The following is a 21,142-nucleotide window of genomic DNA, read 5'->3' as shown; positions in this document are numbered from 1 at the left end:
GAGGGCGGCTGACGATGGCCCCCGTTTAACCCGGAGCCTTGATGAGCAATACCCCATCGCCGACGAAGTGGACGTGGCGTCAATCCAGTGTTTTGCCGGGATTCGGACTGACGCTCGGTTACACCATCACCTATCTGTTTCTGATTATTCTGATCCCGCTTGCCGGTCTTGTCTGGTCCACGGCACGGCTTGGCCCCGGCGAATTTTTCGCAATCGTGACCGATAGCAGAACGCTCAACGCGCTGCGCATCAGCTTTACCACCGCCTTCCTGGCCGCCCTCGTCAATGCCGTCTTCGGCGTGCTTATCGCCTGGGTTTTGGTGCGCTATCGCTTCCCCGGCCGCCGTTTCGTAGATGCCATCGTGGATCTGCCGTTTGCACTGCCCACTGCCGTTGCCGGTATTGCGCTGACGGCGCTGTATTCCAATCGCGGCTGGGTCGGCCAAATGTTCGAACCTTTCGGCATCAAGATCGCCTTTACACCAACCGGCATCGTCATTGCTCTCATCTTCATCGGTCTGCCCTTCGTCGTGCGCACGGTGCAGCCGGTCATGGAAGAAATCGACCGTCAGGTGGAAGAAGTGGCCGCAACGCTGGGTGCCAACCGTTTCCAGACCATCACCCGTATTCTGCTGCCCGGTCTCACGCCCGCCATTCTCACCGGCTTCGCACTGGCCTTCGCGCGTGGGGTAGGGGAATACGGCTCGGTCATCTTCATCGCCGGTAACATTCCTTATGTCTCTGAAATCGCACCGCTTTTGATCGTCATCCGGCTGGAGGAGTTTAACTACCCCGCCGCCACCGGCATCGCCACCATCATGCTGATCATTTCCTTCTCCATGCTGTTCGTCATCAATCTCATTCAGGCGTGGAGCCGCAAGAGGTACGGTTATGCCTGATAATGCGCGCACCACCTCATCTAGACCCTTCCGTGATCCGGCCAGCGAAGGCTTGCCCGCAAAGCTGGTGCTGATCGGCCTTGCTTTCCTGTTTCTGGCGCTGTTTCTCGTCCTGCCGCTGGTCGCCGTCTTCGTGGAAGCGTTCCGCAAGGGCGGTGAATATTTCTGGGAATCGATCATCGAGCCGGATGCGCTTTCGGCTATCCGCCTCACGCTTCTCGTCGCCGCCATCTCGGTGCCGCTCAACGTCGTCTTCGGCGTTGCCGCCGCCTGGGCCATCGCCAAATTCGAGTTCAAGGGCAAGGCGTTTTTGATCACTCTGATCGACCTGCCATTCTCCATCTCGCCGGTCATCTCAGGCCTCGTCTACGTCATCCTGTTTTCGTCCCACAGCGTGCTGGGGCCGGTCCTCAAAAGCTACGGCATCGAAATCCTGTTTGCCGTACCGGGCATCGTGCTCGCCACCATCTTCGTGACATTTCCCTTCGTGGCGCGTGAATTGATACCGCTGATGCAGGATCAGGGCACGGGAGATGAGGAGGCGGCTATTTCACTGGGGGCATCCGGCTGGCAGACCTTTTGGTTCGTCACGCTGCCCAATATCAAATGGGGTCTGCTTTACGGCGTGCTGCTGTGCAACGCCCGCGCCATGGGCGAGTTCGGTGCCGTCTCGGTGGTGTCAGGCCATATCCGCGGCGAAACCAACACCATGCCGCTGCATGTCGAAATCCTCTACAACGAGTACAATATCGGCGCGGCCTTCGCGGTCGCGACACTGCTTGCGGGTCTGGCACTCGTTACGCTTGTTCTCAAAACCATTCTTGAAATACGCTTTGGCGCGGGCAACGCCGCCGGCAAGCATTGAAGGGCATGTTCATGGACGTCAAAGTTTCCAACATTACCAAGCAGTTCGACCGCTTTCCGGCATTGGACAATGTCTCTCTCGATATCCGTTCCGGGGAATTGATCGCACTGCTCGGCCCCTCCGGCTCCGGCAAGACAACACTTCTGCGCTTGATCGCCGGGCTGGAGCAGCCCACCGATGGCCAGATTTTCTTCGGCGACGAAGATGCCTCCCACCGCTCCGTGCAGGAGCGCAATGTCGGCTTCGTGTTTCAGCATTACGCTCTGTTCCGCCACATGACGGTCGCCGATAATATCGGCTTCGGCCTCAAAGTCCGCCCATCCTCGAAACGTCCTGCGAAATCAGACATCCGCAAGCGGGTCTCCGATCTCCTGGATATGGTGCATCTCTCCGGTCTCGAAAACCGCTATCCCAACCAGCTCTCCGGCGGTCAGCGCCAGCGCGTGGCGCTTGCTCGCGCTGTTGCTATCGAACCCAGAGTTCTGTTGCTGGACGAACCCTTCGGCGCGCTGGATGCCAAGGTCCGCAAGGAACTGCGCCGCTGGCTGCGCGAATTCCACGACCGCACCGGCCACACCACGGTCTTCGTGACGCATGATCAGGAAGAAGCACTTGAACTAGCCGACCGAGTGGTCGTCATGAGCCAAGGCAAGATCGAGCAGGTCGGTACGGCAGACGACGTCTACGATACCCCAAACTCGCCCTTCGTCTTCTCCTTCATCGGCGAATCGTCCAACGTGCCGGTCACGATCCGCGATGGGCATATGCTGTTTCAGGGCGAAAATATCGGCATTCGCGATGCCTGCGAAGGGGATGGCGATCTGTTCTTCCGCCCGCAAGACGTTGTGCTGACAGACGAACGCGACGCGCTTTACGGCAAAGTCACCATCTGCCGCCGTCTGGCGGGAACGCGGATCGCCGAAATCGACATCGCCAACAACGGCCACGAACCACACCACCTGGAAATCGAAGTCCCGCTCGATGCCACCGTGGTTGTCGGCAGCGAAGTCCGCTTTCGCCCAACGCGCTGGAAAGTCTTCCGCAAGTAAGCCACAATAGGAAAAGGGCCGCTTGTGGCGGCCCTTCCATGAGTTTGGTCATTGTTTCAGACCTGAAACGTCTATCAACGTTTCGCTGGAAGGCGGATCAAGCCGAGGGCTGCCTCGTCAAAATCAAATCCTTTCCATTGCCCGATACCAAGACCGAAATCTCATTAGACATTGGATCACCTTCCTTTCACTACGTTGAACATGAGAAGAAGGTAATACGATTCGGCGAGATTGCAAGAGCGCAAAAAATCACGCTGCCTTTTCTGCCTTCACGTCGAATTCGAAATGAATCTGCTCGTAAGGAAATTCGACGCCGTTTTCATGCCGGTCGATAATGCCTGCATTGATAAGCGTCGTTACATCGCGGTGCACGGCCTGCACGTCACGCCCCACACGGCGGGCCACTTCGCGAATGGCGAGGGGTCCTTGACCGGCCAACGCCTTCACGATGCTTAGGCGCAGGGGTGCCAGAATGCGGTGGAGGTCGTCGTAGCTCGCAAACTCTATGGAGGGTGTTGCCTCCACGATGTTGCCGGAGATTGCCCGTTTCCCCGCTGCAGCAAAACGGGATTTCATTTCGTCCATCGTGCTCAATCGTATCGTCAAACTCGTCATTTCAGTGCCCTTTCCATGTCGGTTTGAAAGGCGTCGAAGAGTGCTTCGAGTGTGGTGAATTCGATTGCCTCTTCGTGATCACCGATATGGCGATGATCTCCTTTGCCTCGCTCATTGTCGTATCGAAGAATACAATCGCCATTCACGACAAGAGCCAATCTATATTTGAATGGATGAGTGCTGCCCGGTAGGGCTTCTGGCAGATGCCACAACACAACCTCGAAAAAGGTCGTCTCGTTGACGACCCTTCGAGATTTTTCAATCAGCGTCGCTTTCATGTTGTTATTTGTAACAACATGCTTTGGTGTTGTCAATGATAACAACAATACGCATCATACGAGTTAAGCAACCCGCATCACGATCTTCCCGATATGGCTGCTGCTTTCCATTAACCTATGGCCCTCTGCCACCTGATCAAAATCGATCACATCGTGAATAACTGGCGCAATCGTTCCGGCCTCCAAGAGCGGCCAGACTTCCGCGACCAGTTCATCACGAATCGCGCGTTTTTCGTCTGCGGTGCGGGGGCGCATGGTGGAGCCGGTTACGGTCAGGCGTTTGACCATAATGGGGCGCAGATCTACTTTTTCGGCAATGTTACCGCCCAGAAAGGCGATGATCGATAGACAGCCGTCCTTGGCGAGTGATGACAAGTTCTTTTCGAAGTAGGACGCACCGATCATGTCGAGGATGACATCGACGCCCTTGCCGCCGGTCTCCGCCTTGATGACCTCGACAAAGTCCTCGTCGCGATAATTGATCGCCCGCTTCGCACCAAGCTTTTCGCAGGCGTCACACTTTTCCTTTGAGCCTGCGGTGGTGTAGACCTCCGCGCCAAACGCCTTAGCAAGCTGGATGGCCGTCGTGCCAATACCGCTGCTGCCGCCGTGGATCAGCACGCTTTCACCTTCCGTCAGCCCAGCCATCTGGAACAGATTGGCCCAGACGGTGAAGAAGGTTTCCGGCAAAGCGGCGGCCTTTACCGCATCATATCCTTTCGGAAAGGGCAGGGCCTGGCCCACGGGCACCACGCAATATTCGGCGTAACCACCACCATTGGCGAGCGCACAGACGTGGTCACCCAGCTTGAACTCACTCACGCCTTCGCCGAGTGCGACGACCTCTCCGGCGATTTCCAGTCCCAGCACCGGGCTTGCATCCTTCGGCGCGGGATAAGTTCCTTGGCGTTGTGCCACATCCGGCCGGTTGATGCCGGCGGCCTGAACGCGAACGAGGATTTCGCCGACTTTGGGAGAGGGCAACGGTCCCGTCGAAAACGCCATCACTTCGGGGCCACCAAAGCTTGGCAGGTCAACAAATCGCATCGTTTCGGGCAAAGTCATGGTCGGCCTCCATCCTGTTTCATTGGCCGGGAACTTAGGTCAGATGCACACGAGATGGAAGGAGGCGTTTTGCCACGATGTTCTGACGACGTCTTATTCCGGCTCGCCGAAGCCACGAATGACAAGGCCGGATGTGCTTTCCTTGGCGGCCTTCTTGATGGCGGCGATATCGCTGCCGATGCGCTCGGGATTGGCGATGATCAGCCCTTTTTGCAGTTGGAGTACAGCGATGGAGCACCGCAACAGCGCAAAGTCGCGCTCGTTTCCAAACCGGTCGTGACCCTTGATCTGACCAGCCATCCGGTCTTCGTCGGAATAAAGCCCCACCACATCGTCGTGGAAATCGCTCAGCAGGCGTTCAAGAATTTCCGTAATCTCGTCCTTCGTCCAGTCGCGGACGCCGATGAAGAAGTCGTCACCGCCGATATGACCGAGGAAACAATCGCCGGAAAAGAAATAGCGCTTCAACAGTGCCGAAAACAGCGTGATGGCGTGGTCGCCGATGTGGAAACCATATTTGTCATTGAAGGGTTTGAAATTGTCGAAATCGCAATAGCAGAAAAAGCGGTCGTCATCGCTGTCGCCGCAACTGTCTTCAATAAAGCTGCTGATGGCGCGGTTGCCGGGAAGCGCCGTCAGCGGGTTCTGTTCCTGCGCCAGTTTCAGCTGCTTTTCGTTGATGACCTTGATCAGCGATGCGGCGGAGACCACGCCGATATAGCGCATGTTTTCGGTCAAAATCACGCAGGCGCTGCCACCGGTATTGGCAAAGACGTTCATCAACTGGTCGGCATCCGCATCCAGCCCGACGATGGGCGCACCATCGACGAAATGCGAAATCGTCCGCTCATAGACCTTGTTCTTCAACAGGTCACGACCGAAAGGCTGGTAGATATATTCCTTCAGATGGTGCTCGTTGATGACGCCGCGCGGCTCGCCATTGGCGTTGAGAACGGGAAAGAACGCCTGCGCCGGGTTGCGACGAAACAGTTCGAACACGCTGTCGATGCTGTCATTTTCAAAAACCGTGGGCAGCCGCTCGATCTGGCGACGGATGAGGATTTCATCCAGTGTCTGGCTGCTGCGACGCGTTTCGCCCAGATGCTGCAAATGCGGAAAGGCGCTCTGCAATTCGCTGACGAAGGTGGTCGGCCGGGAAATGAACCAGCCTTGGACCAGATCGACACCATGTTCCCGGCAGGCGAGAAACTCGGCTTCGGTCTCGATACCCTCGGCAATCACCCGCACACCCAGCGTATGGGCGATGTTGACGATGTTTTTCACGAGATGGCGCTTGCGCGGGTTGCGGTCGACGCCGTCGATGAAATAGCGATCGATCTTTAAGTAATCGACCGGAAATTCGCACAGTAGTTTCATCTCGCCATGGCCGACACCAAAGTCGTCGATGGCCAGCTTGAAGCCTTCCTTGCGCATGCGGGCAATCAGCGCGCTGAACTCCGGCACGCTGGTGTTGTCGAAGCGCTCGGAAAGCTCAAAGCAGATGGAGGAGGGCGGTATGGAGGCTTTTGCCAGCCGCTCCAGCAGCTTGTCCAGAATGGCATCGCCATGGGGAATCAGCCGCACATCGAGATTGAGAAAAAGCGTGGCCGATTGAAATTCCGGCAGGGTGGAGAATTTTGCCAGAGCCCGGCCCGCCAGCATCTGCTCGACGGTAATCAGCTGTCCGTCAGCCGCGACGTGATCCAGAAGCGCCAGCGGACTGGAAAAACCAATGCGGTCGAAGCCGCGCATCAGCGACTCGTATCCGAACACGGTCCCGGTGGTGGCTTCGACAATGGGTTGGAACGCAGTTTCTAGAACGAGTTTGGCCATGGAGGCCATTTGCCCGCTGGCAAACCGCCGGATGACGTCAGGGTCGATCGCCGTCGACTGCATGAACTCTCTCCACCATCGCATCCCTACGGAATCGTAAGGGCGCGTTTTGATGGCGACGATGCTGCAAACTCCTCAACAAAAACTTTCCCGTTGATGAAGCTTTTTTGAAGTTTTTATGACGTCAGCGTGAAGCTCTAAAACAGGTTTAACGCAGGAATGCCATAGACTTAGGCGTGGCGTCTTCTCGTCGAGTGGGCAGCATAGAGCTTGGCGACGTCGAGATGCTCGTCATTGGAGGGACGCCTGCTTTGCGAGCCTCCGTTGCGTGCTTCGGTTTCAAGCCACAGCCGCAGCGCTGCACGAACAACCTCGCTGCCGGAGCCATAGTCGCCGCTATCAACGGCTTCACGCATGCGCGCTGCCTGCTCTGGGGAAATGGATACAGTTACCATTGGCATTGTTTCTCTCCCGTTGTGATGGACCAGTTTTGGATGAACGCACCGAAACCAAACCGTCTTTGGCCCTATAAGATGTCCGTCACTGGCCAGTGGTGATCAGACTTTGATTGACTGCAATATTAGCACGAACGCAAAGCACGCGCGAGAAACGTACGCGTTACTTTCGGGTTCCAGATGAAACATTGTTTTAAGACATCAGGAAGCGGTGAGACAACCATCACGCGTCCGGTCGCGCCGCATGCCTCTCCTGAGGAGCACAACAGACATGGCTGCATGTCGCATTTATTATTGATTGATCAGTCAATCAATAATAAATTGCTGCGCAAAGGAGAGTGCTGATGCCCAAGCTTGGAATGGAACCGCTGCGCAAAAAGGCGCTGATGGATGCCGCCCTGCGCGCCATCGGCCAGAACGGTTCGCTCAACGTCACCATGTCGGATATAGCCCGTGAGGCGGGTGTGTCGGCGGCTCTGGCGCACCATTATTTTGGCAGCAAGCAACAGCTTCTACTGGAAACCATCCGCAGCCTGCTGCGCGCGCTTCGCCGGGATGCGATTACCGCCCTCGGGCAGGCGTCAGGCCCGCGAGCAAGGCTGAGCGCCATCGTCCGCGTCTCGTTCCAGAGCGACCAGTTTACCAATGATACGGTTGCCGCATGGCTTGCATTTTATGTGGAAGCACAGCGCTCGGAAGAGATGCGCCGCCTGCTGATTGCCTATACCCGCCGCCTGCGCTCCAACATCATGGACAGCCTCAATCGCCTCTGCCCGCCGGATGATGCGGCGCGCATTGCCGAAGGGGCCGCAGCGCTGATCGACGGTCTCTATATCAGGCACAGCCTTCAAGCCGCCCCGCTCGGCCTGTCCGCCGCACCGGCGCTGGTCGAAAATTATTTCGACACGCAGCTCAAACCCTTTTCCGACGCCCCTTCTCGTGAAGGCAAGCCGTCCATTCGCATTCTCTGAGGACCTTTTAGATGACATTGAAAGCCCAGCCCAAAGCCTCGCATTTCATCGATGGCGACTATGTCGAAGATACTGCGGGCACCGTATTCGAAAGCATCTATCCTGCGACCGGAGAAGTCGTGGCAAGACTGCATGCCGCAACACCTGCCATCGTGGAGCGCGCAATCGCTTCCGCCAAGAAGGCGCAGAAGGAGTGGGCGGCGATGAGCCCCACCGCACGCGGGCGCATCCTGCGCCGTGCCGCCGATATCATGCGCGAGCGCAATCGAGAGCTCTCGGAACTGGAGACGCTGGATACCGGCAAGCCAATCCAAGAAACCATCGTTGCTGACCCGACCTCCGGTGCGGACAGCTTCGAGTTCTTCGGCGGCATCGCACCGTCTGCGCTGAACGGCGATTACATTCCATTGGGTGGTGACTTCGCCTATACCAAGCGCGTGCCGCTTGGCGTCTGCGTTGGCATCGGCGCGTGGAACTACCCGCAGCAGATCGCCTGCTGGAAGGCCGCACCCGCGTTGGTCGCTGGCAATGCCATGGTGTTCAAGCCTTCGGAAAACACGCCGCTGGGCGCACTGAAAATCGCGGAAATTCTGATTGAAGCCGGGCTTCCCAAAGGTCTCTTCAACGTCATTCAGGGCGACCGGGACACCGGCCCGCTGCTGGTCAACCATCCGGATGTCTCCAAGGTGTCGCTGACGGGTTCGGTGCCAACAGGTCGCAAGGTGGCCGCTGCCGCTGCGGGCCATCTGAAGCACGTCACCATGGAACTCGGCGGCAAGTCGCCGCTCATCGTGTTTGACGATGCCGATATCGAAAGCGCCGTTGGCGGGGCGATGCTCGGCAATTTCTACTCGTCCGGCCAGGTCTGCTCCAATGGCACCCGCGTTTTCGTCCAGCGTGGTGCAAAGCAGCGCTTCCTCGAAAACCTCAAGAGCCGCACCGATGCGATGGTGATCGGCGACCCGATGGACGAGGCAACGCAGATCGGCCCTCTGGTGTCCAAGGCGCAGCAGGAAAAGGTGCTGGCCTATATTGAAAAGGGCAAAGCCGAAGGTGCCACGCTCATCACTGGCGGCGGAATTCCCAACCATGTTGCGGGCGAGGGTGCTTACGTGCAGCCCACGGTCTTTGCCGATGTGACGGATGGCATGACCATCGCTCGCGAGGAAATTTTCGGGCCCGTCATGTGCGTGCTGGATTTCGATGACGAAGACGAGGTGATCGCCCGTGCCAACGCCACCGAATTCGGACTCGCAGGCGGCGTCTTCACCGTCGACATCAACCGCGCCCACCGGGTGGTGGACCAGCTGGAGGCGGGTACGTTGTGGATCAATACGTATAATTTGTGCCCCGTGGAGATGCCGTTTGGTGGGTCGAAACAGTCAGGGTTCGGGCGTGAGAATTCTGCGGCTGCGCTCAGTCATTATAGTGAATTGAAGACGGTTTATGTGGCGACGGGGAAGGTGGACGCGCCGTATTGATTGGGTAGGCCTCGCTGCTTAGGGGGTATTGGGATCAGCGGCTCATCCTCGTCCTTCGAGGCCCGTTTCACGGGCACCTCAGGATGAGGATGAGAGTGGGCGTTTCCGACCGAGGTACCCCTCAAAGGCGATGGCGGGTGCAGTATGGCCTAAGTCCCTGAGGCAATCTTAGCAGCATGTTTTTTACGAAATAACACAACGTCTCTCCACCTCATCCTGAGGTACCCGTGAAACGGGCCTCGAAGGACGAGGTGGCCACAGCAAAGAGCAACCACAATGCAAAACGCAGATTTCGTTATCGTCGGTTCCGGTTCCGCAGGCTCTGCAATGGCCTATCGCCTGTCGGAAGACGGCAAATATTCCGTCATCGTCATCGAGGCAGGCGGTTCCGATTTCGGCCCCTTCATCCAGATGCCCGCTGCCCTTGCGTGGCCGATGAGCATGAAGCGTTACAATTGGGGCTACCACTCGGAACCCGAGCCGAACCTCAACAACCGCCGCATCACCGCGCCGCGCGGCAAGGTGCTGGGGGGCTCTTCCTCCATCAACGGTCTCGTCTATGTTCGCGGCCATGCGGAGGATTTCAACCGGTGGGAGGCGCTGGGTGCGCAGGGTTGGGCCTATGCGGATGTCCTGCCATACTTCAAGCGCATGGAAACAAGCCATGGCGGCGAAGAGGGCTGGCGCGGAACCGATGGACCGCTGCATGTGCAGCGCGGGCCGGTCAAAAACCCGCTCTTTCATGCCTTTGTCAAAGCCGGTTCACAGGCCGGCTTCGAATTGACGGATGACTATAATGGCTCCAAGCAGGAAGGCTTCGGCCTTATGGAGCAGACCATCCACAATGGCCGCCGCTGGTCCGCCGCCAATGCCTATCTGCGGCCCGCCTTGAAACGCGGAAACGTGACGCTGGTGCAAGGTTTTGCGCGAAAGATCGTTATCGAAAACGGTCGTGCCACGGGCGTCGAGATCGAACGCCGGGGCAGAGTGGAAACCGTGCGCGCAAACCGCGAGGTCATCGTCGCGGCCTCATCCTTCAATTCTCCCAAGCTGCTGATGCTCTCGGGTATCGGCCCTGCCCAGCATCTGCAGGATATGGGTATCGAGGTGAAGGTCGATCGTCCCGGTGTGGGTGCCAATCTTCAGGACCACATGGAGTTCTATTTCCAGCAGGTCTCCACCAAGCCGGTGTCGCTCTATTCATGGCTGCCATGGTTCTGGCAGGGCGTGGCAGGCGCGCAGTGGCTGGTAACCAAGGGTGGTCTGGGTGCCTCCAACCAGTTCGAGGCCTGCGCCTTCCTGCGTTCCGAACCGGGGCTGAAGCAGCCAGATATCCAGTTCCACTTCCTGCCCGTCGCCATTTCCTATGATGGCAAGGCGGCGGCGAAAAGCCATGGTTTTCAAGTGCATGTCGGTTTCAACCTGTCGAAATCACGCGGCAATGTCACGCTGCGCTCGTCCGATCCGAAGGACGATCCGGTCATTCGCTTCAACTATATGAGCCACGCAGAAGACTGGGAGAAATTCCGCCATTGCGTTCGCCTGACGCGGGACATCTTCAGCCAGAAGGCATTCGACGATTATCGCGGGCCGGAAATACAGCCGGGCGAGGGCGTTCAGTCGGACGAAGCCATCGACGCATTCCTGCGCGAGCATCTGGAAAGCGCCTATCATCCCTGCGGTACCTGCCGAATGGGCGACCGAGATGATCCGATGGCAGTGGTCGATCCCGAATGCCGGGTGATCGGCGTGGAGGCCTTACGCGTTGCCGACAGCTCGATCTTCCCGCATGTCACCTACGGCAACCTCAACGGCCCTTCGATCATGACGGGCGAGAAGGCGGCGGATCATATTCTGGGGAGACAGCCGCTGCCGCGCTCCAATCAGGAGCCGTGGGTCAACCCGCGTGCAGCGGTCAGTGATCGGTAGGGATTAGTGATAGTCGTCTTCGCGCTGGTGGCGGATTGCGAGGATGGTGATTTTGTCTGAAGTCTCTATTTCAAACAAAACAACATATCCCGACGAGCCGAATGGAATGATGAGTTCGCGCAAAAAGGGATTTTCAGTGTCCGCTTTGCGGCAACTCATCGGGAAGTCGCCAAGCGCACTGATCCCCTTTTCAATCGCATCATACGCACGCTTTGCAGCGTACTTATCGTAATCAAGAAGATATCGGTATAGGCGCTTAATGTCATCGCGCGCTCTGTCGGCAAGAAATATTTGATACGTCACTGCTTGTTATCTTCAGCAAGTTTAGCATCTAGCATGGATTTAAGTTCTGCAAGAACATCTTCAGCTCGGTGGTAGATTCCCGTCCGCTTCGATTCGTCCCTGGCGGCCAGCCCTCGCGCAATAAACTCCGCCTGCGATTTGCGAATTTCCACCTGCTTGCGAACTGCTGCTTCCATGAATGCGGAGAGCGTCTCGCCTTCGTTTAAAACGCTTTCCGCCTTGTCGCGAAATTCCGGCTCAACGCGTAGGGAAGGCAACGTGGCAGTCTTTAAGGTGCGGCTCATGGGCAACTCCATGCATTGCAATTGCGATGCGTGATCCTGCTCCTTTTCTAGCCAATTGTCAAAGATGCGGTTGAAATCGATGCCGGACGGGTCGATAACGGGGCTCTCCTGACACCTGTCAAATTCCCACCTCGAAATGTCTGGATCATCATGCCTGCCAAGTCCAAAAAGCTGAAAATGCTGCGTCGTACCCGTGTCGTGTGGGGATCGTGGCGCATCTGGAAGCCGCGGGCGGTGTTCTGGCTGGGTGCGCTTGCCGTTGGTGTCATCAGCGTTGTGTTTGCGATCTTGGCAGACCATGCTCAGCATCTTTTTTCCGTGGCAGTCTCGTCCGGGCAATATACGTATCTGCTGCCTTTGGTGATCAGTCCCTTGGGGTTCATGTTGTGCACCTGGCTTGCGTTTTCATTCTTTCCCAATGCGCAGGGCAGCGGTATTCCGCAGGCCATTGCGGCGCGTCACTTTCATGACGATGAGGATCGATCCCGTCTCCTTTCGCTGAAGCTTGCCTTCGGCAAGATCGTGCTGACGGTCGCGGGTCTCCTCTCCGGGGCCTCGATAGGTCGTGAAGGCCCGACTGTGCAGGTGGGAGCCTCGATCATGCTTCAGGCCGCACGCTGGGGCGGCATGGCGCAGGCCAGAGGTCTTATTCTTGCAGGCTCTGCCGCTGGCATCGCTGCCGCTTTCAACACGCCTTTGGCCGGTATCGTTTTCGCCATCGAGGAGATGGGCAAAGCCTACGAAACCCGCACCAACGGCATCGTGCTGACAGCCGTCATTCTCGCGGGCCTGTCATCGATCGGGCTCGTCGGCAGCTACAATTATTTCGGCACGAGTGCCATGATGGCGACCACCGCCATCGATTGGCTGCTGGTGTTGATCTGCGGTCTTCTCGGAGGCGTGCTGGGTGCGCTGTTCAGTTCAACCGCCGTCAAAATCATGGCGCGCATTCGCCGCTGGAGCCATGTGCTACCGCTGAAACGCCTGTTGATCGTTGCCGCAACCTGCGGCCTGCTGTCTGCCATTATCGGTATCGTCTCGGGCGGCACGACCTACGGTACGGGTTACGAACAGGCCCGCGCCGCCATTGAAGGCCACGCTGCTCCTGCCATCTTCTTCATCGAAAAACTGCTGGCCACATTCCTCGCTATGCTCTCCGGCATCCCCGGCGGTTTTTTCGCGCCTTCGCTCTCGGTCGGCACCGCGCTTGGCAGCACGGTTGCGGATATGATCGGCGCCAGCATCGGCCTCGGTGCCATTCTCGGCATGGCGGGATATTTTTCCGGCGTCACGCAGGCGCCGATGACGACATTTGTCATCATTCTCGAAATGACGGGAAATCACCGCTGCATGATCCCCATCATGGCAGCGTCCATGATCGGCTATCTGGCCTCGCGCATCATCATGCCAGAGCAGTTCTATCACGGCATGGCGCGTGTCTTCGTCGCCAACGTCATTCGCTCACGACGCGCGGAGCATGCACCGGACCATTGACGAGCGCTGGCGTCAGGCGCTGGTCGGCGGTCTCTCGGGGGCAGGCTCGAAAGAGTTGACGCCGAAATAACCGAGCCCTGGAATTTTGATGCCGGGCTTCATCACGTCGATGCCAGCCACGAGGCCGAGGAAGTTGACCTCGAAGCCGCTTCTGGCACCCGCCGAGACGCCGAAGAAGCCGCCAAGCGAAAGGCTGACATCCTTCCAGTCGTCGGCAACGTGGATGAACTCGCCATTGGGCAGGTAATCCCGACCCACGGCATCGGGCGGCAGAACAACGCCGAGTTCCGGCACGCTGCGCAGCACGTGGGCAACGAAGGTGTTGGAGTTGGGGCCGGGATAAATATGATATCCGCCCGCCTTGCCATAGGGATAGTCGGCAATGGCCTGCTGCACTTTCGGGATCAGCTTTTCGGCCTCTTCGCCATGCAGCTCTACCACCAGTCTCGGCATGTTGGAGTACCAATAGGCATCCGGCGCATAGGCGTTGCGGCGAATGGGGTTGCCCCAGCCGACCTTGTCATAGCGCTCATAGCTGTCCGCGCCCTGCGGCTTCATCACGATCCAGGCGTGGCTGGCGATCGAGCCTTTGAAGCCGCCGGTCATGGCGGAATAGACGTAGATGGCGGCGGGTTTGTCGGCGGGTGCCTCCGGTAAAATACCGGCGGAAGACCAGCGCGCATTGCGATAGCCGGTCGGATGTTCCTTCATGGCCCACAGCCCAGCCGAGGCCAGCGCGGGCAAGAGATAGATGATGAGGATGGCAAGCAGCAAACGTTTGGCAACTTTCAACGATGGGCCTCGTGCATCAATAAGAGAAGTTGGATAGAACGATCTCAATTTCGTATTTTTTGAGGCCGGACCCATGCACAACCCCGTTACCGTCGAAATCACCAGAGGAAATCTCGTCGAAAGCCGCCATCGCGGCATGGCCGTGGTGGTGGATGGCGATGGCTCCGTCGTGTTTTCCGCAGGCGATGTGGAAGGTGGCGTGTTTCCACGTTCCGCCTGCAAGGCGATGCAGGCGCTGCCGCTCATCGAAAGCGGCGCTGCGGATGCCTATGGATTTGGAAACCGGGAACTGGCTTTCGCCTGCGCCTCCCATTCGGGCGAAGACGCCCATGCGCAGCTTGCGGCCGCCATGCTGGCAAAGACAGGCAGGGACGTGGAGACACTGGAATGCGGCGCGCACTGGTCTTCCGACCAGAAGACGATCATCCATCAGGCCCGCACGATGGATAAGCCCACGGCGCTTCACAACAATTGCTCCGGCAAACATTCAGGCTTCGTCTGCACCTGCGTCCATTCAGGCATGGAGACGAAGGGCTATGTCGGTTACGACCATCCACTTCAGGCCGAGATACGCGCGACGATGGAAAGCCTGACCGGTGCCGTCTTGGGTCATGACAATTGCGGCGTCGATGGTTGTTCTATCCCGACATATGCGGTGCCGCTGAAAGGGCTGGCCCATGGCTTTGCTAGGATGGCGACGGGGCAGGGGTTGGACGCAGGCCGGGCCAAAGCCTCCCGCCGTCTGATCGATGCCTGTATGGCGGAGCCGTTTTATGTGGCCGGAACGGGCCGCACCTGCACGCGGCTGATGGAACTCGCACCCGGCCAGATTTTTGCTAAGACAGGCGCGGAAGGCGTGTTCGTTGCAGCCTTGCCGCAGCAGGGCATCGCCATGGCGGTGAAGTGCGAGGATGGCACCACGCGTGCTGCCGAAGCGATGATCACGGCGCTGCTGGCGCGATATTTCGAAAATGACAGCCATGAACAGCAGGCACTTTTGAACATGGCCAACCGTCCCATGAAAAACTGGAACGGCATCCATGTCGGTGACATTAGAGTGACCACCCGACTGTAGGAAGGTTCAAGCCGCTTCGTTGTTGCGGGCGTCCCACATGGCTTTGAAGGCAGGGCGAGACTGGCAGCGTTCCAGCCATGCCGTGACCGACGGGTTTGCATCGAACAAGGGGCCGTGGGCCTGTGCATACCGAACCACTTCGGCGGCGTTGATGTCCGCCACGCTGAAACGGTTGCCGACCAGATAGTCCTTGCCCGACAAATGCTGTTCGAGAACCTTGAACGGGCGGCGCAGCATGCGGGCGGCCACTTCGATCACGGCCTGACCGGCATCGGTACTGGCAAGTCCTTCCGCTGCGGTGGACGAAATCTTCAGCGCATTTGTCTCGATTTCGGTCGCGCTGAAAAAGGACCACTGCATCATCTGTGCGTCTTCCACCAGATCGGCCGGTGCGAGCGCGCTTCCATGCTTGCGGGCAAGGTAGAGGTTGATGGCCATGGATTCGTATAGAACCATGCCGTCATCATCGATGCAGGGAATGGTGCCCATCGGGTTGATGGTGAGATAGGACGGCGTCAGCGTGTTGAGCGGCGCATCGGCAGCCAGCGGATCGGACAGGCGTCTGGCCTGAATGACGGGTACGTGTTTGAATTCTATTCCCAGTTCTCCGGCCAGCCATAGGGTGCGTGTGGCACGAGAACGGTAAACTCCATAAATCGTCAGCATTCCAAATCCTCATCGGTTGCGTCATGTCAACCTATTGCTGCCGCAGGAAAAACGGAAGCAGCAATCATGCTTGGAAGCAGGTTTTCTCTCTAAGTATTACATCTTTTAATTGCACGTTATGGTAAATGGATATATTGAGGGCGTGGGGTGAATATAGTTTTAAGATATTGAGATTGTTATCACCCATATTAATTTCACATAAGTAAATTAGCGACATGATTACGCGAAGCGAGATATGTGGGAGACGTTGGTTTCCGGTTGTGAGAGCGCTGGCAGGTACGAGTAGGGATTAGGTAGAGGTCTTTAAGCAATGCGGGACGAGAACGGTTCTCTTGCATTCAATATGCAATCATGGGCAACAGATTTGCTAACCTCCGGTCCCACAGATCATCGGTTAATCTATCTTCTTGATAATATACCAGAAATTGTATTTCTTAAGGACGTGAACGGCGTTTATACCTATATTAATGCTGCAGGTCTCGCCTCGCTGGGGTACGATGCAGCTGTTCTTCGCCTCTCAAGGCCGACTATTTTCGACATGGCAGCTCCCGAAGTCGCCCGCAAGATCGATGCTCTCGATCGCAGCATTCTGACAACGGGTGAGGCGCTCTACGATGTGGAGGAGCGTTTTCCCACGGAAGACGGGCAGGTCCGCTGGTATTCCGGCACGCGTATTCCCGTTCGTGATGCGGACGGCGCGATTGTTGGGATCGCAGGTATTTCCAGAGATATCACCAATGTCAAACGGCAGGAAACGCTGCGGCGCAGCCACGCGGCGATCCTGGAAATGATCGTTCACGGTCAGCCGCTTCCCAGCATTCTGGAGGCTGTCATCCATACGGTGGAAGGCCTATTGGAGAATGTGTCGGGCTCCATCCTGCTTCTGGAGGAAAAGGAGGGCAGGCTCTGGCACGGTGCTGCGCCATCCTTGCCTGACACCTATACGTCGCTGATCGATGGTGTGTCGATTGGACCTGATGTCGGTTCCTGCGGCACGGCCGCATGGCGGCGCGAAGCGGTTTACGTCAGCGATACGTTTCAAGACCCGCTCTGGGGCAATTACGTCGAAATCGTCATGCGCCACAATCTGCGCTCCTGTTGGTCGACACCGATGATGGGCAATGGCGGCGTGCTGCTTGGCACTTTTGCTCTCTATTCCGGCACGGTGAGAATGCCATCTCCGCTCGAGCGTGAAATCATCGATATGGCAACCAACATTGCCGGCATCGCAATCGACCGCCGCCGCGCTGAAGAGCGCGTGCATTTCATGGCGCATCATGATCCGCTGACGGGTCTCTCCAACCGAAACCTGTTCTGGACCCAGTTCCGGCGCGCCATTCACGAGGCAAAGCGCGAAGACCGGCTGGTGGCGATCAGCTACATCGATCTGGATAACTTCAAACAGATCAACGATCTGCACGGACACGCCGTAGGGGATGAGGTTCTGCGCTGTCTGGCGGAACGGATCATGGCCTGCATCAGAGCGTCCGACATTGCGGTGCGGTTGGGTGGTGATGAGTTCGCCATTATTTTCAGCAACCCCAGACATGATGAGCAGGGTATCATGCGCAGGCTGGAGAGCATTCGTCAGCGTGCTGCCGAGCCGATCCCTCTCGAACATGGTTCGATCACCGTGACCTGCTCGTCAGGCACGGCATTTTACCCCAGCGATGGCGATACGCCGGAAGTGCTTTTGGCAAAGGCCGATGCGGCGATGTATGAGGCCAAGAAGGGAGGCCGCAATACAAACTGCGTCTCCGACCAATATTGGGGCGGAGGCATCTGACAGGCGAAGAGGGTGTTACCCATCTTCAGCTTTTCGCCGCCAGCGCCTCATTTGCATCCGGCGACAGCCGCTTTTCGAGCCGCCCGATGAAGCGATCGAACAATCTTGCAAAATCCGCCACGTCCTCGTCAGGCCAGTCACTCACCACTTCGTGGACGATGCTGATCTTGGCGCTGCGCATCTCTTCCAGAATGCTGTGACCCAGCGGCGTGATATCGATGACGCTGCGGCGTCCGTCTTCCTGGGATGCCTCGCGTTTCAACAGGCCTCGGGCCACCATTTCCGCCACCACACGGCTTCCGCGTGACGGGTCGAGACGCATGGCGTCTGCAATCGCACCGACGGTGGCTGCTGTTTCTGCGCGGTGAACGATATCCAGCACGTCGATATGCGACAGGTCGAGCCCCGGTGCGAGCTTGGCAATCGCCATGCGACCGATCACGCGCCGCCCGATCATCAGCCGCATGCGCGTCATCGTATGGCTGATGGCCAGCACCTCATCGCTGACGGTGTTTTCGCACGTTGGCGGCACTAAAGCCTGTTCGCTCATGGACCCTATACCCCGAATTTCGATGTCTTATAGCAGACATCAGTAAATGTGTCATTGACATATATGTGCGAAAAGCACATAAATCGCTGACCAATTGTGAGATCTACGATGGATATGTCTGTTAAGCCTGTGACGCCGCTCGTTCCGGACCGCCGTCGCAGGCTCGTTGTCTTCTTCTTTCTGATGTTTGCCATGTTTATGGCAACGCTCGATAATCAGATCGTCTCCACCGCGTTACCGACCATCGTTGGCGAGTTCGGTGCGCTGGAACGTTTCGGCTGGATCGGCTCTGCCTATCTTCTCGCCACCAGCGCCATCATGCCGGTTTATGGCAAGCTGGGTGATCTCTTCGGGCGCAAATACGTCATGATGGCCGCGATCGTCATCTTCACGCTCGGCTCGCTGGCCTGTGGGCTGGCATGGTCGATGGATTCGCTGATTGCCGCGCGCGTGCTGCAAGGTCTTGGCGGCGGCGGCATCATGGTGTCGATCTTCTCCGTCAACGCCGATCTGTTCGAGGCACGGGAGAGGGCGCGTTACCAGAGCTACTCCAGCCTCGTCATCATGGCATCGGGCAGCGTGGGACCGATCCTCGGCGGGACGATGAGCGATCTGTTCGGCTGGCGCTCGATCTTCCTCATCAACCTGCCCATCGGTATCATCGTGCTGACGGGCCTTGCCTTTATGCTGCCCTATCGTCGCCCGGAACGTCAGCCGAAGATCGACTATCTCGGTGCGGTGCTTCTGGCGCTGACGATTTCCAGCGTTGTGTTGTGGGCTGACAGTTCGCAGCTCTTCGGCTCCATCTTCGCCTGGAAGAGCCTCTGCATCGTCGTCTTTGCCGCTGTTACCGCCTATCTGTGGGTGCAGGTGGAGCGACGCGCACCGGAGCCCATCGTGCCCTTGCGGCTGTTCAAGGACAGCACGTTCCCGCTGTTCATGGTCATCTCGCTGGTCAGCGGTGGTCTGGGCATCGGCATGGTCAATTATTACGCGCTGTTTTTGCAAACGACGACTGGCCTGTCGCCATCGTCCGCAGGTCTGTTCTTTATCGCCGTCACAAGCGGCATCGTAATGGGGTCCTTGACCGCTGGTCGGTTGATTTCGATGACGGGCAGCTACAAGATATTCTCCGTCGTCAGTCTCAGCATCGCCGTACTTGCAATGCTGGCGTTTTCCCAGGTCCATGCGGGAACACCACTGCCCATCATCGCCATCATCATGCTTGCTCAGGGTCTTGGCGTCGGGCTTGGGCAGCAAGCCCCCATCATCGCCGTGCAGAACTCCGCGCCGAAAGCCGACATCGGTGCGGCAAGCGGTGCAGTATCATTGACCCGCATGGGCGGTGCTGCCATCGCGATTTCCATCTATGGAGCCATCGTCGCGTCCTATCTGAAGGGCGTGGCTGTCGATATCCCAGGCGTTGGCAAAATACAGGAACTGACACCGAAGATGCTGTCTGAGTTGCCCGCTGAGTCGCAGAGCGCGGTGGCGAACCTCTATGCCGGTGCCTTCACGCCGCTGTTTTACGCAGCAGCAGCCACGGCCGCCATCGGTCTGGTCGCGGCGCTGGCATTGAAGAACGTCAAGCTACCGGCAGCAGCCGTCGAAAAGCCTGCCGCGGCTGTCGAGTAGCTGGTTGCGCTGAAAATGCTGGTGGATGAGGAACGTGTTGCCAGGGCCACGCGTTTCTCCAGTCCACATCGCAGCCGATAGCGCACATGAAGCCTGAGAAATTGCTGAGCCCCACGCCGAAAGGGCTGTATTGCCCCGTTGGCGATTTCTACGTCGATCCCGTGAGGCCCGTGCCACGGGCGCTGATCACCCACGGCCATTCCGATCACGCCCGTGCCGGCCATGAGAAGGTTCTGGCGACGCGCCAGACGCTCGATATCATGCGCATCCGCTACGGCGAGGATTTCACCGGCAGCGAACAGGCGGTCGGGTTCGGCGAAACGGTTGATGTCAACGGCGTGACCGTCGGCTTCCATCCCGCTGGCCACGTTCTTGGCTCAGCGCAAATCTCCATCGAACATGGCGGCATCCGTATTGTCGCATCCGGTGACTACAAGCGTGGTATCGACCCAACCTGCGCGCCGTTCGAGCCGGTGCCATGCGATGTCTTCATCACCGAGGCGACCTTCGGGCTTCCGGTCTTTCACCACCCCAAACCCAGCGTGGAAATCGGCAAGCTTCTGACCTCCATTCGGCAATTTCCTGAGCGCACCCATCTTGTCGGTGCCTATTCGCTCGGCAAGGCGCAGCGCGTGCTGCGTCTGTTGCGTGACAATGGTTATTCCGAACCGGTTTACATCCACGGCGCGCTCGCCAAGCTGTGCGATTACTACATTTCGCAGGGCATAGACCTTGGCGAACTGCGTCCCGCGACGCTGGAAAAAAGCAACCCCGCCCAGTTCAAAGGCGCCATCGTCGTCGGTCCACCCTCCGCCTTTCAGGAGAAATGGGCCCGCCGCTTCAACGAACCGCTGATCTCGTTTGCCTCGGGATGGATGATGGTGCGCCAGCGCGCCAAACAGGGCGGCGTGGAACTGCCGCTGGTGATTTCCGACCATTGCGATTGGCCGGAGTTGCTGGAGACCATCAAGGAAGTTGCGCCGTCGCAGGTCTGGGTTACGCATGGCCGCGAGGAGGCGCTAGTGCGCTGGTGCGAGTTGCAGGGCATTCCGGCCAGACCGTTGCATCTGGTGGGTTATGAGGATGAGGGGGATTGATGGTGCAGAGTTCGCGGCTT

Annotated in this window: 21 protein-coding genes; 11 read left to right on the top strand and 10 right to left on the bottom strand. The window is 58.0% G+C overall.

The features are described from left to right. Positions 1 to 41 precede the first annotated feature (41 nt). Genes cysT through RRU01S_RS16000 form a run of 3 tightly spaced genes read left to right on the top strand, consistent with a single transcriptional unit; the run spans position 42 to position 2,813 of the window. The gene (cysT, locus tag RRU01S_RS16010) at positions 42 to 899 is read left to right on the top strand and encodes a sulfate ABC transporter permease subunit CysT (RefSeq protein WP_045231304.1); all 858 of its coding nucleotides are present in this window, start codon (positions 42 to 44) and stop codon (positions 897 to 899) included. Further along, on the top strand, positions 892 to 1,764 hold the full coding sequence (gene cysW, locus RRU01S_RS16005) for a sulfate ABC transporter permease subunit CysW (protein ID WP_045231303.1): 873 nt from the start codon (positions 892 to 894) through the stop codon (positions 1,762 to 1,764). The genes cysT and cysW overlap by 8 nt, the downstream gene beginning before the upstream one ends. An 11-nt stretch (positions 1,765 to 1,775) precedes the next feature. Then, the gene (locus tag RRU01S_RS16000) at positions 1,776 to 2,813 is read left to right on the top strand and encodes a sulfate/molybdate ABC transporter ATP-binding protein (RefSeq protein WP_045231381.1); all 1,038 of its coding nucleotides are present in this window, start codon (positions 1,776 to 1,778) and stop codon (positions 2,811 to 2,813) included. 249 nt (positions 2,814 to 3,062) lie between these two features. Here RRU01S_RS16000 and RRU01S_RS15995 read toward each other — a convergent pair whose 3' ends face one another. From RRU01S_RS15995 to RRU01S_RS15975, 5 genes are all read right to left on the bottom strand, one after another. Next, positions 3,063 to 3,428 carry an HVO_A0114 family putative DNA-binding protein gene (locus RRU01S_RS15995; RefSeq protein ID WP_045231302.1) on the bottom strand — a complete coding sequence of 122 codons (366 nt, stop codon included), beginning with the start codon at positions 3,426 to 3,428 and terminating at the stop codon, positions 3,063 to 3,065. Continuing rightward, the gene (locus RRU01S_RS15990; RefSeq protein ID WP_045231301.1) at positions 3,425 to 3,706 is read right to left on the bottom strand and encodes a toxin-antitoxin system TumE family protein; all 282 of its coding nucleotides are present in this window, start codon (positions 3,704 to 3,706) and stop codon (positions 3,425 to 3,427) included. Before RRU01S_RS15990 ends, RRU01S_RS15995 begins: the two co-directional genes overlap by 4 nt. Positions 3,707 to 3,769: 63 nt before the next feature. Next, positions 3,770 to 4,771, bottom strand: a complete 1,002-nt coding sequence (locus RRU01S_RS15985; protein WP_045231300.1) for an NAD(P)H-quinone oxidoreductase — start codon at positions 4,769 to 4,771, stop codon at positions 3,770 to 3,772. A 93-nt stretch (positions 4,772 to 4,864) separates the two neighbouring features. Then, positions 4,865 to 6,667 carry a bifunctional diguanylate cyclase/phosphodiesterase gene (locus tag RRU01S_RS15980; protein ID WP_045231299.1) on the bottom strand — a complete coding sequence of 601 codons (1,803 nt, stop codon included), beginning with the start codon at positions 6,665 to 6,667 and terminating at the stop codon, positions 4,865 to 4,867. 167 nt (positions 6,668 to 6,834) lie between these two features. Then, positions 6,835 to 7,065, bottom strand: coding sequence for a ribbon-helix-helix domain-containing protein (locus RRU01S_RS15975; RefSeq protein WP_045231298.1), 231 nt, complete (start codon positions 7,063 to 7,065; stop codon positions 6,835 to 6,837). A gap of 338 nt (positions 7,066 to 7,403) precedes the next feature. Here RRU01S_RS15975 and betI point away from each other — a divergent pair, with 338 nt between their 5' ends. The 3 genes from betI to betA all read left to right on the top strand — a co-directional run bounded on the left by betI (position 7,404) and on the right by betA (position 11,440). Further along, positions 7,404 to 8,030: a transcriptional regulator BetI gene (betI, locus tag RRU01S_RS15970; protein WP_045231297.1), complete on the top strand. Its 627-nt coding sequence runs from the start codon at positions 7,404 to 7,406 to the stop codon at positions 8,028 to 8,030. Positions 8,031 to 8,047: 17 nt separating this feature from the next. After that, positions 8,048 to 9,511, top strand: a complete 1,464-nt coding sequence (gene betB, locus RRU01S_RS15965) for a betaine-aldehyde dehydrogenase (RefSeq protein WP_045231380.1) — start codon at positions 8,048 to 8,050, stop codon at positions 9,509 to 9,511. A 276-nt stretch (positions 9,512 to 9,787) separates the two neighbouring features. Further along, a complete protein-coding gene (gene betA, locus RRU01S_RS15960) occupies positions 9,788 to 11,440 on the top strand; it encodes a choline dehydrogenase (RefSeq protein ID WP_045231296.1) in 1,653 nt (550 codons plus the stop codon). A gap of 3 nt (positions 11,441 to 11,443) precedes the next feature. Here the strand turns inward: betA and RRU01S_RS15955 are convergent, their stop codons facing one another. Continuing rightward, the gene (locus RRU01S_RS15955) at positions 11,444 to 11,743 is read right to left on the bottom strand and encodes a type II toxin-antitoxin system RelE/ParE family toxin (RefSeq protein ID WP_045231295.1); all 300 of its coding nucleotides are present in this window, start codon (positions 11,741 to 11,743) and stop codon (positions 11,444 to 11,446) included. After that, entirely contained in the window at positions 11,740 to 12,027 is a 288-nt protein-coding gene (locus RRU01S_RS15950; RefSeq protein WP_045231379.1) for a YlcI/YnfO family protein, read from the bottom strand. Before RRU01S_RS15950 ends, RRU01S_RS15955 begins: the two co-directional genes overlap by 4 nt. A 150-nt stretch (positions 12,028 to 12,177) precedes the next feature. Between RRU01S_RS15950 and RRU01S_RS15945 the strand changes: the two genes are divergently transcribed. Beyond that, positions 12,178 to 13,521 (top strand): chloride channel protein, encoded by a 1,344-nt coding sequence (locus RRU01S_RS15945; protein WP_045231294.1) that lies wholly within the window; start codon positions 12,178 to 12,180, stop codon positions 13,519 to 13,521. A gap of 12 nt (positions 13,522 to 13,533) precedes the next feature. Here RRU01S_RS15945 and RRU01S_RS15940 read toward each other — a convergent pair whose 3' ends face one another. Continuing rightward, positions 13,534 to 14,313, bottom strand: coding sequence for a DUF3750 domain-containing protein (locus tag RRU01S_RS15940; protein WP_045231378.1), 780 nt, complete (start codon positions 14,311 to 14,313; stop codon positions 13,534 to 13,536). A gap of 73 nt (positions 14,314 to 14,386) precedes the next feature. Between RRU01S_RS15940 and RRU01S_RS15935 the strand changes: the two genes are divergently transcribed. Further along, positions 14,387 to 15,388, top strand: coding sequence for an asparaginase (locus RRU01S_RS15935; protein ID WP_045231293.1), 1,002 nt, complete (start codon positions 14,387 to 14,389; stop codon positions 15,386 to 15,388). Between the two features lie 6 nt (positions 15,389 to 15,394). Here RRU01S_RS15935 and RRU01S_RS15930 read toward each other — a convergent pair whose 3' ends face one another. Continuing rightward, positions 15,395 to 16,054 carry a glutathione S-transferase family protein gene (locus RRU01S_RS15930; RefSeq protein ID WP_045231292.1) on the bottom strand — a complete coding sequence of 220 codons (660 nt, stop codon included), beginning with the start codon at positions 16,052 to 16,054 and terminating at the stop codon, positions 15,395 to 15,397. A gap of 310 nt (positions 16,055 to 16,364) precedes the next feature. Here RRU01S_RS15930 and RRU01S_RS15925 point away from each other — a divergent pair, with 310 nt between their 5' ends. Then, positions 16,365 to 17,840, top strand: coding sequence for a diguanylate cyclase domain-containing protein (locus RRU01S_RS15925; protein ID WP_081880101.1), 1,476 nt, complete (start codon positions 16,365 to 16,367; stop codon positions 17,838 to 17,840). A 25-nt stretch (positions 17,841 to 17,865) separates the two neighbouring features. Here RRU01S_RS15925 and RRU01S_RS15920 read toward each other — a convergent pair whose 3' ends face one another. Continuing rightward, positions 17,866 to 18,315 (bottom strand): MarR family winged helix-turn-helix transcriptional regulator, encoded by a 450-nt coding sequence (locus RRU01S_RS15920; protein WP_234791205.1) that lies wholly within the window; start codon positions 18,313 to 18,315, stop codon positions 17,866 to 17,868. Positions 18,316 to 18,498: 183 nt separating this feature from the next. Between RRU01S_RS15920 and RRU01S_RS15915 the strand changes: the two genes are divergently transcribed. Together RRU01S_RS15915 and RRU01S_RS15910 are read left to right on the top strand one after the other, a co-directional pair. Continuing rightward, positions 18,499 to 20,025 (top strand): MDR family MFS transporter, encoded by a 1,527-nt coding sequence (locus RRU01S_RS15915; protein WP_045231290.1) that lies wholly within the window; start codon positions 18,499 to 18,501, stop codon positions 20,023 to 20,025. An 86-nt stretch (positions 20,026 to 20,111) separates the two neighbouring features. Further along, a complete protein-coding gene (locus RRU01S_RS15910; protein WP_045231289.1) occupies positions 20,112 to 21,122 on the top strand; it encodes a ligase-associated DNA damage response exonuclease in 1,011 nt (336 codons plus the stop codon). Positions 21,123 to 21,142: the final 20 nt, after the last annotated feature.

The organism is Agrobacterium rubi TR3 = NBRC 13261, assembly GCF_000739935.1.
GTDB lineage: Bacteria > Pseudomonadota > Alphaproteobacteria > Rhizobiales > Rhizobiaceae > Agrobacterium > Agrobacterium rubi.
This window is presented reverse-complemented; position numbering and strand designations above follow the sequence as displayed.